The sequence below is a fragment of the Actinoplanes sp. NPDC048988 genome (genome assembly GCF_043197815.1).
Lineage (GTDB): Bacteria > Actinomycetota > Actinomycetes > Mycobacteriales > Micromonosporaceae > Actinoplanes.
Genome location: NZ_JBICTW010000004.1, coordinates 451859 through 467031 on the forward strand (window position 1 = coordinate 451859; position 15173 = coordinate 467031).

13 protein-coding genes are annotated in these 15173 nt (G+C 70.7%); 5 read left to right on the forward strand and 8 right to left on the reverse strand.

Features of this window, described 5'->3' with window-relative positions; translation table 11 throughout:
• Positions 1-41 precede the first annotated feature (41 nt).
• The 4 genes from ACGFJ7_RS16495 (at position 42) to ACGFJ7_RS16510 (ending at position 5758) form a co-directional block, all read left to right on the forward strand.
• Positions 42-1103 (forward strand): AAA family ATPase, encoded by a 1062-nt coding sequence (locus ACGFJ7_RS16495; RefSeq protein ID WP_392642611.1) that lies wholly within the window; start codon positions 42-44, stop codon positions 1101-1103.
• On the forward strand, positions 1096-3561 hold the full coding sequence (locus ACGFJ7_RS16500) for a DUF5682 family protein (RefSeq protein ID WP_392642612.1): 2466 nt from the start codon (positions 1096-1098) through the stop codon (positions 3559-3561). The genes ACGFJ7_RS16495 and ACGFJ7_RS16500 overlap by 8 nt, the downstream gene beginning before the upstream one ends.
• Entirely contained in the window at positions 3558-4781 is a 1224-nt protein-coding gene (locus tag ACGFJ7_RS16505; protein ID WP_392642613.1) for a VWA domain-containing protein, read from the forward strand. Before ACGFJ7_RS16500 ends, ACGFJ7_RS16505 begins: the two co-directional genes overlap by 4 nt.
• A 215-nt stretch (positions 4782-4996) precedes the next feature.
• Positions 4997-5758 (forward strand): class I SAM-dependent methyltransferase, encoded by a 762-nt coding sequence (locus tag ACGFJ7_RS16510; protein ID WP_392642614.1) that lies wholly within the window; start codon positions 4997-4999, stop codon positions 5756-5758.
• Between the two features lie 177 nt (positions 5759-5935).
• On the opposite strand, the gene ACGFJ7_RS16515 is transcribed toward ACGFJ7_RS16510, so the two are convergent.
• The 8 genes from ACGFJ7_RS16515 to ACGFJ7_RS16550 all read right to left on the reverse strand — a co-directional run bounded on the left by ACGFJ7_RS16515 (position 5936) and on the right by ACGFJ7_RS16550 (position 13103).
• Positions 5936-7078 (reverse strand): DUF5925 domain-containing protein, encoded by a 1143-nt coding sequence (locus tag ACGFJ7_RS16515; RefSeq protein WP_360240106.1) that lies wholly within the window; start codon positions 7076-7078, stop codon positions 5936-5938.
• A gap of 42 nt (positions 7079-7120) precedes the next feature.
• Positions 7121-7573, reverse strand: coding sequence for a nitroreductase family deazaflavin-dependent oxidoreductase (locus ACGFJ7_RS16520; protein WP_360240109.1), 453 nt, complete (start codon positions 7571-7573; stop codon positions 7121-7123).
• A gap of 11 nt (positions 7574-7584) precedes the next feature.
• The gene (locus ACGFJ7_RS16525) at positions 7585-8775 is read right to left on the reverse strand and encodes an adenylosuccinate synthetase (protein WP_360240112.1); all 1191 of its coding nucleotides are present in this window, start codon (positions 8773-8775) and stop codon (positions 7585-7587) included.
• Positions 8772-9722, reverse strand: a complete 951-nt coding sequence (locus ACGFJ7_RS16530; RefSeq protein WP_360240115.1) for a hypothetical protein — start codon at positions 9720-9722, stop codon at positions 8772-8774. Before ACGFJ7_RS16530 ends, ACGFJ7_RS16525 begins: the two co-directional genes overlap by 4 nt.
• A gap of 10 nt (positions 9723-9732) precedes the next feature.
• Entirely contained in the window at positions 9733-10614 is an 882-nt protein-coding gene (locus ACGFJ7_RS16535) for a molecular chaperone DnaJ (RefSeq protein WP_360240118.1), read from the reverse strand.
• The gene (locus tag ACGFJ7_RS16540; protein ID WP_360240121.1) at positions 10611-11342 is read right to left on the reverse strand and encodes an NUDIX domain-containing protein; all 732 of its coding nucleotides are present in this window, start codon (positions 11340-11342) and stop codon (positions 10611-10613) included. Before ACGFJ7_RS16540 ends, ACGFJ7_RS16535 begins: the two co-directional genes overlap by 4 nt.
• Before the next feature lie 156 nt (positions 11343-11498).
• Positions 11499-11789 carry a DUF1540 domain-containing protein gene (locus tag ACGFJ7_RS16545; protein ID WP_097327373.1) on the reverse strand — a complete coding sequence of 97 codons (291 nt, stop codon included), beginning with the start codon at positions 11787-11789 and terminating at the stop codon, positions 11499-11501.
• 105 nt (positions 11790-11894) lie between these two features.
• A complete protein-coding gene (locus tag ACGFJ7_RS16550; protein ID WP_392642615.1) occupies positions 11895-13103 on the reverse strand; it encodes an IPT/TIG domain-containing protein in 1209 nt (402 codons plus the stop codon).
• A 368-nt stretch (positions 13104-13471) separates the two neighbouring features.
• Here ACGFJ7_RS16550 and ACGFJ7_RS16555 point away from each other — a divergent pair, with 368 nt between their 5' ends.
• Positions 13472-15130 (forward strand): IPT/TIG domain-containing protein, encoded by a 1659-nt coding sequence (locus tag ACGFJ7_RS16555; protein ID WP_392642616.1) that lies wholly within the window; start codon positions 13472-13474, stop codon positions 15128-15130.
• Positions 15131-15173: the final 43 nt, after the last annotated feature.

Consider the following 15173-nt stretch of genomic DNA (forward strand, 5'->3'; position numbering starts at 1 on the left):
GAAAGACCGGCCGGACGGGCCGTCAGACATGAGGAGTTCGCGTGACCGCACTGCGCCCGCACGCCGAGGATCAGTACGCCGAGGAGCTGGCTCTGCTCGCCTCCACCGACGACCGTCCCCGCCCGCCCGGCTGGCGTCTGTCGCCGCAGGCCGTGGTCACCTACCTGCTCGGCGACGGCGCGAAGATCACTCCGAAATACGTGGGCCCGCGCCGCCTCATGGAGGTGGCGGTGTCCACGCTGGTCACCGACCGGGCGCTGCTGCTTCTGGGCGTGCCCGGCACGGCCAAGACGTGGGTCTCCGAGCACCTGGCCGCCGCCGTCTCGGGCGACTCGACGCTGCTGGTGCAGGGCACGGCCGGCACGGCTGAGGAGGCGATCCGCTACGGGTGGAACTACGCGCGGCTGCTGGCCGAGGGCCCGACCGACGCGGCGCTCGTGCCGAGCCCGGTCATGCGGGCGATGCGGACCGGCTCGATCGCCCGCCTCGAGGAGCTCACCCGGGTGCCCTCCGACGTGCAGGACGCGCTGATCACCATCCTCTCCGAGAAGACGCTGCCGGTGCCGGAGCTCAACACCGAGGTGCAGGCCGAGCGCGGATTCAACCTGATCGCGACGGCGAACGATCGCGACCGCGGGGTCAACGAGCTCTCCAGCGCGCTGCGCCGACGCTTCAACACGGTGGTGCTGCCCGTCCCGGCCTCCGCCGACGACGAGGTCGAGATCGTGGCCAGGCGTGTGGAGCAGCTCGGCCGCTCGCTCGACCTGCCCGAGGTTCCGGCGGCGCTCGATGAGATCCGCCGGGTGGTGACCGTCTTCCGCGAGCTGCGCAGCGGCCTCACCGAGGACGGCCGCACCAAGCTGAAGTCTCCGACCGGCACCCTGTCCACGGCCGAGGCGATCTCGGTCATCACCAACGGCATGGCGCTGGCCGCCCACTTCGGCGACGGCCGTCTGCACCCGGGCGACGTGGCCGCCGGCATCGTCGGTGCCGTCATCAAGGACCCGGTCTCCGACGGCGTCGTCTGGCGCGAATACCTCGAGACGGTCGTGCGCGAGCGCGCCGACTGGCGCGATTTCTATCGGGCCGCCCGCGATGCCTGAGCGGCTCTACGGCATCCGTCACCACGGCCCCGGATCGGCGCGGGCCGTGGTGCAGGAGCTCGCCCGGCAGCGCCCCCAGGTGTTGCTGGTCGAGGGCCCGCCGGAAGCCGACGGGCTGGTGCGGTGGGTCGCCGGTAACGGACTCGAGCCGCCGGTCGCGCTGCTCGGCTACGCCGCCGACGATCCGCGGCGGGCGGCGTTCTGGCCGTTCGCCGTCTTCTCCCCCGAGTGGCAGGCGATCCGATGGGCCGTCGAACGCGACGTGCCGGTCCGCTTCTTCGACCTTCCCTTCGCCTACCGCCTGACCGGCGACAGCCCCGGGCCGACGCCGTCCCCGGCGAAACCCGACGCCGACCCGGCTGGGCCGGATGACCACGCGGAGCCGGACACGGACGGGTCCGAGCCCGCCGACGCCGGGCCGGACCACCACTCGGGATCACCGCCGGACGGGGAATCGGGCCCTCGCCGGCCCGTCGACCCGATCGGGGAGCTGGCCGCGGCGGCCGGGTACGACGATCCCGAGCGCTGGTGGGAAGACGTCGTCGAGCACCGGGGCATGCCGGCGTTCGAGGCGATCGCCGAAGCCATGACCGCGATCCGGGACAGCTCTCCCGAGGATCCCGACGACCTGGTGCGCGAGGCGTACATGCGTACTGTCCTGCGAGAGACCCGCAAGCAGTACGACGAGATCGCCGTCGTCTGCGGCGCCTGGCATGTGCCCGCGCTGACCCGGAAGGTCGCGATCAAGGACGACGCCGCGTTGCTCAAGGGGCGCCGGAAAGCCAAGGTCGATTTCACCTGGGTCCCGTGGACGTACGGGCGGCTGGCCTCGTGGTCCGGTTATGGCGCCGGCGTGCGGTCCCCGGGGTGGTACCACCATTTGTTCACCTCGGCCGACGAGGTGGTGCCGCGCTGGCTGGTCGACGCGGCCGGCGTACTGCGGGCCGAGGGTGTGCCGACCTCGTCGGCGCACGTCATCGAGGCGGCGCGGCTGGCCGAGGCGCTGGCGACCATGCGCGGACGGCCCCTCGCCGGGCTGGCCGAGGTCACCGAGGCCGCCGAGGCCGTGATGTGCGACGGCGAGCCGCTGCGGGTCGAGCTGATCAACCGCAAGCTCGTGGTGGGTGAGCGCCTGGGCGCCGTGCCCGACGACATGCCGGCTGTGCCGCTCGCCAAAGACCTCGCCGCGCAGCAGCGGGCGGCCCGGCTCAAACCGGAAGCCCTCGAGCGCGCCCTCGACCTCGACCTGCGCAAGGAGACCGATCTGCGGCGCAGCCGGCTGCTGCACAGGCTCCGCACATTCGACGTGCCCTGGGGCGAGCCGACGGCCACACGGCGGGGCACCGGTACGTTCCGCGAGGAGTGGCGGCTGCGGTGGCAGCCGGAGTTCGCCATCCGCCTCGTCGAGGGCAGCATGTACGGCACGACCGTGGCCGCCGCCGCCACGGCCAAGGTGGTCCGGGCGGCCGATCGGGCGGAAACGCTGGCCGACGTGACAGCGCTGGTCGAGACGTGTCTGCTGGCCGACCTCACCGAGGCGTACCCGCAAGTGCTCGCCGCGCTCGACGTGCGCGCGGCCCTCGACGCCGACATCAACCATCTGATGGCGGCGATCCCGGCGCTTGCGCGCACGCTTCGGTACGGCGACGTTCGCCGCACCGACGTGGCCGGGCTCGCGACGGTGACGGCGAGCCTGCTCGGGCGGGTCTGCGCGGGGCTGCCGTCGGCGGTCGGCTCGGTCTCCGACGAGGCCGCCAAGCTGCTGCGCGACCGGATCGACGGGGTACACGCGGCGGTGGGCCTGCTCAAGGACGACGATCTGCGGGAACGCTGGCTGTCCACGCTCGAGTCGGTGGCCGGGCGGGCCGACCTGCACGGGCTGCTGGCCGGGCGGCTCACCCGGCTGCTGCTCGACGCGGGCCGGCTCGACGGGGCCGAGGTGCGCCGCCGGCTGCGTCTGCCGTTGACCGTCGGCACGCCGCCGGCGCACGGGGCGGCCTGGGTGGAGGGTTTCCTCTCCGGCGGCGGTCTCCTGCTCGTGCACGACGACGCCCTGCTGGCGCTGCTCGACGACTGGCTCGCCGACATCGCGGCCGACGCCTTCGACGACGTGCTGCCGCTGCTGCGGCGGACCTTCGGCGCGTTCGACGCGGGCGAGCGGCGGGCGATCGGCGAACGGCTGGCCGGTCCGCGAGCCGCGCCGGAAGACGAGGCGGGAAACCTCGGCTTCGACCCGGAACGGGCCGACCTTGCCTTGCCCACGCTTACCGCTCTGCTGGGCCACGAGATCAGCCCGAACGCCAGCACCCGCACGACCGTAAGCAGCATCGGCACGGCCAGCGGCGGCGCGGACAGTGCGGGCGCGGGCAGTGCGGGCGCGGGCAGTGGGGGCGCAGGCAGTGCGGGCGCGCCCGTGGGGCTGGCGGCTGGCGTGCATGCGAGCTTGGAGGGGCGATGAGCCAGGGCGAGGGTACGGCCGAGGCGGGTGCCGTGGATCCGGCGAAGCGGGAGCGGCTGCGGCGCTGGCGGATGGTGCTCGGCGGGTCGTCGGAGGAGGCGCTGGGCAAAGCCGAGGGGCGTGACGGCGCGATGGACTCGGCGCTGGCGGCGCTCTACGACGCGGGCGGGGCCGACGGCGAGGGTGAGCGCAGCAGCAAGCGGTCGGCGGGGCTGGGCAGTTCCGCGCCGAAGGTGGCCCGGTGGCTCGGCGACATCCGTGAGTACTTCCCCAGCACCGTGGTGCAGGTCATGCAGTCCGACGCGATCGATCGGCTCGACCTGACCCGGCTGCTGCTCGAGCCCGAGATGCTGGCGGCGGTGGAGCCGGACGTCCATCTGGTCGGCACGCTGCTCTCGCTCAACCGGGTCATGCCCGACAAGACCAAGGACGCGGCGCGCCAAGTCGTCCGTACGGTGGTCGAGCAGTTGGAGAAGCGCATCGCGCAACAGACCCGCGCGGCGGTGAGCGGGGCGCTCAACCGGGCCGCCCGGATCAACCGCCCGAAGCACGCCGACATCGACTGGGACCGGACCATTCGGGCCAACCTCAAGCACTACCAGGCCGAGCACCGCACGGTGATCCCCGAGCGGCTGATCGGGTACGGGCGGCGGACCACCGCCGTACAGCGGGACGTCGTTCTCTGCGTCGACCAGTCGGGGTCGATGGCGGCGTCCGTCGTGTTCTCCGGCGTGTTCGCCGCGGTGCTCGCGTCGATGCAGTCGCTGCGTACGTCGCTCGTCGTCTTCGACACCGCGGTCGTCGATCTCACCGACCAGCTCGACGATCCGGTCGAAGTGCTCTTCGGTACGCAGCTCGGCGGGGGCACCGACATCAACCGGGCGATCGGCTACAGCCAGCAGCTGATCACGCGGCCGCGGGACAGCATCTTCGTGCTGATCAGCGATCTCTACGAGGGCGGCGTACGGGAGCAGATGCTGCGCCGGGTCGCGGAGATGACCGCGGCCGGGGTGCAGGTGGTCGTGCTGCTCGCCCTCTCGGACGAGGGGGCGCCGGCCTACGACCATGAGAACGCGGCGGCGCTGGCCGCGCTCGGGGTGCCGGCCTTCGCCTGTACGCCGGACGCGTTCCCGGAACTGATGGCCGCCGCCATCGAGCGCCGCGACCTGAAAGCCTTCGCCGAGCGCCTCACCGACGAGCTAAAAGCGGACGGCCGATGACGCCGAACGGAAGCGGGCGGGCGATGACGGCGAGCGGAAAGCGGACGACCGATGACGCCGAACGGGAAGCGAACGACCGATGACGCCGAACGGAAAGCGGACGACCGATGACGCCGAACGGAAAGCGGGCGGTCGAAATCGGGGCCGGAAGGCGGGTGGTCGATGACAGTGGGAACGGGTTGTGAGCGCCTGGAACGGTAACTAGCGTTAGCGGCATGAGTGCTTACTTGAGCAACCCGCTGGTGTGGCAGGAAAGCTGGGACCGTCAGCAGGAAGCGTTCATGCCCGACCGGGAGGAACGGTTCCGGGCGATGCTCGACGCGGTCGGGGCGGTCACCGGCAAGGAGCCGCCGCGGGTGCTCGATCTGGCCGGTGGCACCGGCACGATCTCGTTGCGGACGCTGGCGCGGTTCCCGGGCGCTACGGTCACAGTTCTCGACCAGGATCCGGTGCTGCTGGCCATCGCCGGCGCGTCGCTGCGGGAGCGGGCGACGATCGTCGACGCCGACCTCGGTGACTCGGGCTGGCGGGCGAAGCTGCCGGAGGAAGGGTTCGACGCGGTGCTGACCGCAACGGCCCTGCACTGGTTGCCGGCCGAGCGGGTGGCGACGCTGTACGGGGAGATCCGGGAGGTGTTGCGGCCGGGCGGGATCTTCGTGAACGCCGACCACATGCCGGAGGACTCGCTCCCGACGCTGTCGGGGCGGCTGCGCGATCACGCCCGGGAGCTGCGCGAGGCGCGCTACGCCACGGGGGCGGCCACGTCGTGGGGCGACTGGTGGGCGGCCGCGGCGGCCGACGAGTTCCTGGCGCCGAAAGCGGTTGAGCGCGAACGGATCTATCCGGCGACGCGCCACAGCCAGGAGTGGACGCCGCCGGCGCTGTGGCACGTCGACGCCCTGCGCGTGGCGGGCTACACCGAGGCCGGCGTCCTGTGGCGTGGCGGCACCGACGCCGCCGTCGTCGGCCTGCGCTGACCACGAAGCGAGAAGACGCGAGTAAGGACGCTGAGCGGCGCCGCCCCGAAAGCCCGGGAAGCAGGACGGCGCCGCACCAAAACCCGGGAAGCAGGACGGCGCCGCACCTGAAAGCCTGGGAAGCAGAACGGCGCCGCGCAAGCAGGCCAAGGAAGCAGGGAGCACGGGCGGAGCTGGTTACAGGTACATGCCTGTGGTGGGCTCGGTTTTGGGGACTGTTACGGGCTCGGTGCCGGTTTTGAGGGCGTACAACTCGGCCAAGGTGGCGCCCGATGGGGGTACGCCCTGGGCGGTGCCCAGCCAGGCCACCGCCTCGGGGTAGGGGAGGCGGCCCACCTCGATGCTGGCCAGGCAGCGGCCCGGGCGGACCACCGCCGGGTGCAGGGAAGCCAGGTCCTCGTTGGTGGTGATGGCGATCAGCGCGTTGCGGCCCTGGCCGAGCAGGCCGTCCGTCAGGTTGAGCAGGCGGGACAGGGACTGGCCGGCGCTGGCCTTGGCCTCGCCGCTGATCAGCTCGTCGCAGTCCTCCAGCATGAGCAGGCGCCAGCGGGGCTCGTCCTCGTCGTCGCTGCCCAGGGCCACACTCATCAGGTACGCCGGGTCGCTGAACAGGCGCTCCGGGTCCAGCACGCAGTCCACCTGGCACCACGAGCGCCACTGCTGGGCCAGCGCCCGCAGGGCCGTCGTCTTGCCGGTGCCCGGTTCGCCGTGCAGCAGCAGGAGGCGGCCGTTCACCGCCGTACCGTCCAAAGCCATCAGCTTTTCCAGCGTCCGCGTCACCGGGCCGGCGTAGTTCGCCGAGATGTCCGCCCAGGGGGCCGCGTCGATTTCGCGCTGGACTCGGCGGGGGCCGTGCGGGCCGAAGTGCCAGAAGCCGATCGGCACGCTGTCGCTTGTCGGGGCCGGCTCCTCCACCGCGTCCCTCGTCGCCGTCTCGAGGATGGACTCGGCCAGCTCGGCGGTGACCGCGGTGACCGTCACCCGCGCCCGGCGGCTCTGCTTCCAGCGGGTGACGTGCAGCGTCCAGCCCTCGCCGACCGACAGGCGGCCCTGGCCGTCCTCGTCGATCGCGTCGCGCACCAGGCGGGCGCCGTCGGCGGTCAGCGGGGCGTCCGCCTTCACGTTCTCCAGGTAGCGGCTGCGCCCGAACGGCTCGCGGCCGGTGACGAAACCGTCCAGCGCGAGCAGATCCACCACGTCGACGAGGCGGTCGCCGTCGTCCACCGCCCCGGCCAGGGGCAGCGGCGCGGCGACGGCCGGCACCACGGCAGCGTCGTGCCGGGTGCCGAGCCGGTCAACGGCCTGGTGGGGAGTGCGCATCACTCCATGATCGAGCTTCGATGCCCGAACGGCACCCGATTTTCAGGCAGATGGCCCGATCGGGGCGCGCGTCAGGAGGAACAAGGGGATCAGCCGCGTCGTCTTCGTCTGGTAGCCGGCGTAGTTCGGGAACGCCGCCACCGCCCTCTTCCACCACACGTCGCGTTCCTCACCCGACAGTTCGCGGGCCTCGTACTCGTGCTTCGCCGTACCGTCCTGAAGTTCGACCCTGGGGTTCTCGCGCAGGTTGTAGACCCACACCGGATTCTTCGGCGCGCCGCCCAGCGAGCCCACCGCCAGGTATTCGCCGTCGTGCTCGACCCGCATCAGCGGCGTCTTGCGCAGCTTGCCGCTCTTCGCGCCGACCGACGTCACCACGACGATCGGCTTCCCCTGGATCTCGTTGGAGCGGGCGCCGTCCGACTCCTCGTAGCTCTCGGCCTGCTTGCGAGCCCACTCGGACGTGCTCGGCTCGTACTCTCCCGTAAGTGGCATGAGGAGGAGTCTCACACGAACTTTTTGTCAGCCGAAGTGGGACCGTACGACTCGAGGTCGACCGGCGCGCCCAGCAGAGCACCGATCTCGGCCGGCCAGTCGTGCGGCCTTTCCATCCGGCCGGGCCGGGCCCGGAACAGCCGCGCGGTCAGCTCGGCCTGATAGCCGAGATCGCGGAAGGGGCCGGGGGCGAGCCGGTCGACGTCGACCCCGTCGATGGAGTACGTCGTACAGGCGCGCAACGAGGCGCAGCGATCGGGCGCGTCGAGGTGCGTGACGGCCAGGCCGTCCACGCCGCCGGCCACCTCCACCGCGTACCGGTGGGCCACGGCGTCGAAGTGCCCGATCCGGAAGGCGCCCTGCCATTCCCCGGTTCCGTTGTGTGCCTCCGGCAGCGCCAGCGACGGGTCCTCGGTGACGAACGGCCCGGCCCCGTGCCGGGTCGTGTACGTCCGCACCACCCCGAGCCGTTTGAACGATCCGCACAGCGCGGCCACGTTGTCGAAGGTCGTCGTCGACCACGTCGTGTGCGGGTGCCAGCCGCGCCACTCGTCCAGCAGCACGCCTTGCGCGCCCTCGAAGACGCACGGCCCCTCACCGAGCAGCCTCCCGGTGTGCCGCCCGTCCACGATCGACACCGTGTCGCCGAAGAGCGCGAACGCCTCCACCACGTCGTCGAGCGGAACGTCGATCGGGCCGAGGTCATCGGCGAGAGAGGCGAAGAGCCGGCGCAGGCGGGTACGGGAACGGGTGTCGGCCACGCGGGGCGCGTCGGCGTGCTCCGACGCGTACGCCATGGTCTCGCCGACGCCCATCCCGCACGAACCGTGACGGGACCCGCCGCGTTCGCTCTCCCGCCGCCGGTTCGCCGCACGATGCCACGGAGTGGCGAGGAGGGCGTCGCCGTCCACCGTGAGCAGCTCGAAAGCGCCGTCCAGATGCAAGGCTTCGGCCGCCAGGGCCAGCGGGTCGACGACCATGAACCGGGTCAGGTGGGTCGGCACGCCCCGCAGCGTGCCCGACCCGAACTGACTGAACGTGTGGTGCCGCCCGTCCTCGGTGATCACGTTGTGGGCCGCCTGCGCTCCCCCGTTGAAGCGCAGGACGGCCCGCACCGGGCTCGCGACGCAGAGCGCGTCCACCACGGTGCCCTTGCCGGCGTCGCCGTACCCGAGGTCGACGACCGCGACGTGCTCGTTCACAGCCGCTCGTTCCCGCTGCCGGCCGAACCGATGGTCAGCGACGAGCGCACGACCGTGCCGCGCTGGAGCGGGGCCAGGGCCTTGCCGACCGTGCCGCCGTGCTTCGAACCGGCCTCGACCAGGTGCGACAGGCCCTCGTCGAGGTCGATGGTGTCCTCGCCCAGGCCGACCGTGACGGCGATGGTCTCGCAGACCGCGTCGAGGTCGTCCAGTTCGAGCACGTTCTGCCCGAGCAGCCCCCGCCAGCGGGCCAGGATCTCGCGGTCGCCGCCCCAGCTCGCCGCGCTCGGCATGAGGTAGTACACGTCGTACTTGCGCTGGAGCTCGGCCAGAAGGTCCTCGGTGCTGATCTGCTCGCGCAGGTCCTCGCCGAGGAACCGCTTGACCTCCTTGCGGCTGACCTTCGGGTACGGCATCTCGTCGCCGATCAGGAACAGGTAGCCGCGCCGGCCGCGCTTGGTGGCGTCGAGCGACGTGTGCCGGGCCATGAAGTACATGGCCAGCTCGTACGACTCGCGCTTCTGGCCGCCACCGCCGCCTTCGAGCACGATGCGGGCCAGGTCGTCGTCCATCCGGTTGTCCGACTCGAACTGGCCGATCTGCAGCGGCACCCGGTCGCAGGTGGCGTCGCCGACCGCGCCGAACAGCAGGTGCGGGTCGGTCGCGTATCCCTTGCGGGTCAGCAGGCCGAGCAGCTGCGGCAGCTTCGTCTGGAGCGCCCGGGGCACGTGGCCCATCGAGCCGGTGACGTCGAAGATGACCGCGATCGGCGTACTGAACGGGTGTTCCTCGCTGTCCCGGCTCTCCCGGTTCTGGTTCTTCGGGTCCAAAGCCGGGTGCGCCGTACGGGCGCCGCTGTCGCTGTAGTCGAAGGCGCTCTTGCCACTGCGCGCCCGGTAGTTCGCGGCGGCCGTGTAGACGTCGGTGGACCAGCGTCCGCTTCCCATGTCGTACTCCTTAGAGGCTGAAGGGCCGGAACGTGCGCGGCCCGTAGAGGTTGTCGAGCAGGTCGTCGAGCTCGCCGAGCAGCGACCACGCGTCCTGCGGCCGCATGCGCGGCGCGTCGTAGAGGCAGCCGTCGGCGAACCGCCGCATCGGCGGGGGCATGTCGGTGATCCGGGCCATCAGGGCGGTGGCCAGGTAGATGTCGGTGGCCGGGGTGACCGTCCGGTCCCGCTTGACCTCGGGCGGGTAGTGGCGGTTCTTGATGACGGCGCTGACCCGGCCGCCCGAGTAGCACCAGTCGACGAGGGCGACGCCGTGCTGCTCCGGGTGGATCAACACGTGTTCCTCGAAGACGGCGCCGTGCACGACTCCCGCCCGGTGGGCCCAGCCGAGCCCGGTCAGCAGCCGCCGCCACATCCAGGCCGCGTCGCGCGGGTCGAGTTTCGCCTGGAGGTTCGCCAGCGGAACGAACCCGTCGAGCCGTTCCAGAACGTTCACCCGCCGCCGGCGCCGCTGCCCGTCCTCGTGGAGGAAGGTCTTGAGCAGCCGGGGGGCGTACGGCCGGAACTTGGGGTCTCCGTTCGTCCACAGCCTGGTCAGCGCCGCCGCCTCGGCCTCCATGAGATCGTTGTCGGCCGGATCGCGCGGCACCTTGACCAGCCCGCCCTCGCCGGGCCGCAGGTCCGCGATGTCGCCGACCAGCACCGATCGCTGTTCGTAAAGCCGCGCCAGCTTGGCGAAGACCCTGGTGGCGGTCGCGCTCTGCGCTTCGGTCACGGCATCGGGGTGTACGGCCTTGGCGAGCTTGCGGTACGCGTCGTCACCGTCGCGCTCGTCCAGATCGGCGTACGTCGTGGCCGCCTCGATCTTCTCGACCGCCTCGAGGAACGTCATCGCACACCGTCCTCGCGGGCGGGCCGCAGCAGCGCCGGGTGCAGCAGCTGGGCGTCGCCGGCCCGGTAGAGCTTGGCCCGGGGGCCGCCGCGTTCGCCGCCGCGGGCCGTGGTGGCCCCGGTGCTCTCGACGAAGCCCGGCACCGAGAGCACCTTGCGGTGGAAGTTGCCGGCGTGCAGCTCCTCGCCCCAGACCGAGGCGTAGACCTGCCGCAGCTCGCCGATGGTGAACTCGTCGCCCACGAACGCGGTGGCCAGCGGCGTGTATTCGAGTTTCGAGCGCGCCCGGTCGAGCCCGTCGGCCAGGATCGTGTCGTGGTCGAAGGCCAGCCCGGTCGCCTGCTCGACCGGCACCCACTCGGCGCCGGCGGCGTCGGAGCCGGCCCGGGGCTCGGGCAGTCCGGGCGCGAAGGCGAGGTAGGCCACCGAGAAGACCCGCATCCGCGGGTCACGGCCGGGATCGCCGTACGTCCGCAACTGCTCCAGATGAACCTTGCCCAGCGCCGTCTCCTCCTGGAGCTCCCGCAGCGCCGCGTCGTCGAGTCCTTCGGATCGGACGAAGCCGCCGGGCAGCGCCCGCCGGCCGGCGAACGGGTGCTCGGCGCGCTCGACCAGCAGGACGCAGAGCCGCCCGTCGCGGATGGTCAGCGCCACCACGTCGACGGTCACCGCGACGGCCGGGTAGGCCCCCGGGTCGTACCCGGCCAGGAACTCCGCTTCGCTCGCCATGTTGTCCTCACCCTGAGATTGACTCGAACTGAGAACAACCTAGCTCGGACTACTTCCCGCGTCAACCCCACATAAAGAAAGGCTCACCTAATAAAGGCGAGCCTTACCTGTAGAAAAGCGCCCGCAGCGGTTTGCGGGCGCTTTCTCGAATCCGTTTCAGCGAGCCTCGTACGTCAGGCAGTCGGCCTTGTCGCCGGACGCGCCCACGACGATCGCCGGCGCGTGGCACTCGAGGTCGCCGTTGTGCACGCAGTCGGACCGCTTACACGCCCCCACCTGGGCCAGCGGCTTGCCGGTGCCGCCCTTGTCGCCGGTCTCGACATACGTGTCGCACTCCGCGTTCATGCTGCCGATGGTGACCGCGAACGCCGTACAGCCGTCGTGGTTGTAGCCACACTGGGTCACCGTACAGGTCTGCACCCGGGGCATTTCCAGAGCCTGAGTCATGATTCATCGCCTCCCATTTAACGCATCCCGTCCAACCCGACGATAAACCATTCCCGGCGGTAAACGAAACTACACACTCATTAAATTAAATGAGGTAAGGCATTCCTAATAAGGGCCGACGGTGAACGTGGCGCCGCTGGTGACGAGGGTCGGGTTGGCGTCGGCGAGGGTGGCGCTGGACAGGCCGTTCTCGACCAGGGTCAGGATGTACGCGCCCTCGTTCACCCCGGTCAGGTCGAGGGTGCACACCAGCTCGGTGTCGCGGAGCACGGCCTCCAGGACACACTCGGCCGCGCCCCGGTTGGTGGCCGGCAGATACGCGTCCTTGACCAGGAACACGTGCGCGTTGGCGCTGTTCGAGGGGGCCTGCCGGTCGAAGTTAAGGCTGGAGAAGCCGGCGCCCACGACGTCGATGGTGACCTTCGCGTTGACCGGCCCGGTGTTCGGCGCGATCGAGATGCCGTTGCTGTAGGTGAACGGGATCGGCGAACCGGTCGCGTTGGCGTTGTTGTCCGGGTCGAGGCTGCTCACCTTCCCGCCCGGAGCGGTCACGATCAGCGCGAGATTGCCCTCGGCGACCCGCGGCCCGGTCGTCCCGGTGAAACTGTTGCCGCTCGCCGCCACCTTGATGTTGGTGAGCGCCACGCCGCCGACGGTCGCGCTGGTCGTGCCGGCGACGGCACTGAACCCGGTGCCGTTGACGGTGATCGTCTGCCCGCCCGCGGCCGGGCTGCCGGCCGGGATGATCGAGGTGATGGTCGGCTTGACCGCCACGGTGTACGTGGTCGCGGCGATCAGGTTGCCGGACGCGCCCTCCTTGTCGTAGACGCAGACGTTCCACCGAGCCGACGCCTGGTCGGCGAGCAGCGCCAGGCCATTCGGGTTGACGGTGCTCGCGGCGCCCTGGGCGTCAGTGGCCGGGTAGGGGCTCGACGGCACCTTCAACGAAATCTTGGTGGAGGTGATCCGCAGAACGTTGGCCGGGTCGACGGTCAGCACGCCGGCCGTGGTCGCCCCGCCGGAGCCGGCGATCTGCGTGACCGGCTTGACCGTGCCGGCACAGGCGGACCCGCTGGCCGAGACGAACTGGAACTGCACGATGGGCTTGGTCCCGGCCGGGAACGGCGTCGGCGTGGCCGCGTTGGCCGTCACGGTACCGACGATGACGTTGCCACCCCCGGTCTGCCCCGACGGACTGCTGAGGGTCAACGGCAGCGTGGTCACCGCCGCGGCGGCGGGCCCGGCCGCACCCCCGGCAACCACGAGTGTCGCCACGACACAGACCAGTGCGGCGCGGCGCGAACGCTGAGACATGGGTACTCGACCTCCAAGGTGCCGGAATCGTAGGGAGTATCAGCCCCGCCCCAGCCCGCTGCCACCAAATCAGAGAAAGCCCTGATTCAGGGCTGAAAATGTGGTAGCCCTCTCCCGAAATTGTCGGTCTTTTCATCTTCCTACATGCGAATTGGTAAATGACCCCCTCCGCGTTGCCGCAGCTCAGGCCCACTGTGACGATCATCAGACGTCGTTAGTGAAAAGATTTTCTCTGATTTTCGTCACTCTGGACTACGGCACATCACCACCAAGTTAGGCTTCCGGCGAGAAGAGCCCGTCGGCGCCTATAGAGCGCACGGGCCACCTAATCCCAGAGGCGGTTCTGAGAAACCGTAGGAGGACCTCGCATGCGCAAGTCCGCAACTCACGACCGAGCCCGGCGCCGCATTCGCGCCGGCCTGGCGACGGCGGCGACGGTCGCTGTCGCGCTCGGCATCTCAGCTGCGCCCGCCCAGGCGGCGGTCGGCCTCACGCTGAGCCAGACGTCCGGCCCGTCCACGGGCGGCAACACGATCACCGCCACGACGGCCACGTCGATCCTGGCCGGATACAACTCGCCGGTCGTCTACTTCACCCAGGCCACCTGCCCGGCCTCGATCCCCGCCAACCAGACCGGCCTGTCGCTGACTGGTGCGACGACCGCCAACACCGGCGTCGTCCAGGCCACGGTGGTCAAGAAGATCGCTGACAACAAGGTCGCGGTCACGGTCCCGGCCGGCGTCATCGTGGTCGGCACGGCCACGACCACCAAGTACAACGTGTGCCTGTACCCGACGGCAGCGGCAACCACCCTTCTCGGCGCGAACACGACCTACTCCGTGTCGGCGGCGGCCACCGTCACCGGCATCACGCCTAGCACGGGCCCGTCGCTCGGCGGCACCACCATCACGGTGACCGGCACCAACTTCCCGACCACCAGCGGTTCGATCACCGCCACGGTCGGCGGCACGGCGGCCACGGTGACCCCGGGCACGAACACGCAGTTCACCATCACGGCCCCGCAGCACGCTCCGGCGGCCGGCACCACGATTTCGATCACCACGTCGTCCGGCACGATCAACCGGACCCTGGCCTACGACTACATCAACGGCCTCTCGGTCATGCCGAACACGGCTCCGAGCTCGAAGAAGTGGCAGGACGTCGACGTCTTCGGCACCGACCTGCTGAACTACAACTTCGCCGCGGCCTCGTCGCCGGCGAAGGTGCTCCTGGTCGCGGGCGACTACGACCCGATCGGCTCGACCACCAAGGCCAAGCCGCAGGTCTCCGAGTGCGTCAACGTCCTGGTCATCGCCGACGACGAGCTGGTCTGCACCCTGCTGCTCTCCGAGTCGTACAGCTCCTCTGCCGACTTCAGCTCCGGGGAGGTCCAGACTCACTGGACCAGCCAGGCTTCGCGGGACCTCGGCGCCGGCAACTTCGTCAACATCACGGGCAGCGACAAGCTGGGAATCACCGCCACCAACGGCGGCTTCAAGCAGAGCGATGTCGGTCTTCCCGTGACGACGACGGGTACGCCCACCATTCCCGCCGGAACCACCATCGCGTCGGTTCAGAGCTCGACCCAGGCCACGCTGTCCGCGGCCGCGAGCGCGACCGGCGCGGTCACCGCCATCAACGTCGGCGGGCCCCGTACGCTCACGACGGCTCTGACCTTCGTGAACGGCACCACGAGCGTGGTCGGCGCCGCCAGCACGTTCTCGGCCGCCGATGTCGGCCGCCAGCTGTACTCCACGAGCAACACGCGGCCCGGAAACATCATCGTCGCCGTGTCGGCCGACGGCACCACCGCGACCACCTCACGCACGTCGGCGGCGGACGCGAGTTCGGCGACCGGTACCGTCGCCAACGGCGTCCCGGTTCCCGACGGCGCTTACAATCTCACCATTGTCAACAACAGCGGCCTCTACGCGAACGACGCCGCGGTGACCGCTGCGGTGACCGCCGGAACCTACAAGGAGTCGGTCGTCTCCAGCGGAGCCACCTTCACGGTCGCGCCGTTCTGATCGATCGCTTCTGAACACAGCATCACCCCAGCGGCTCGGCGCT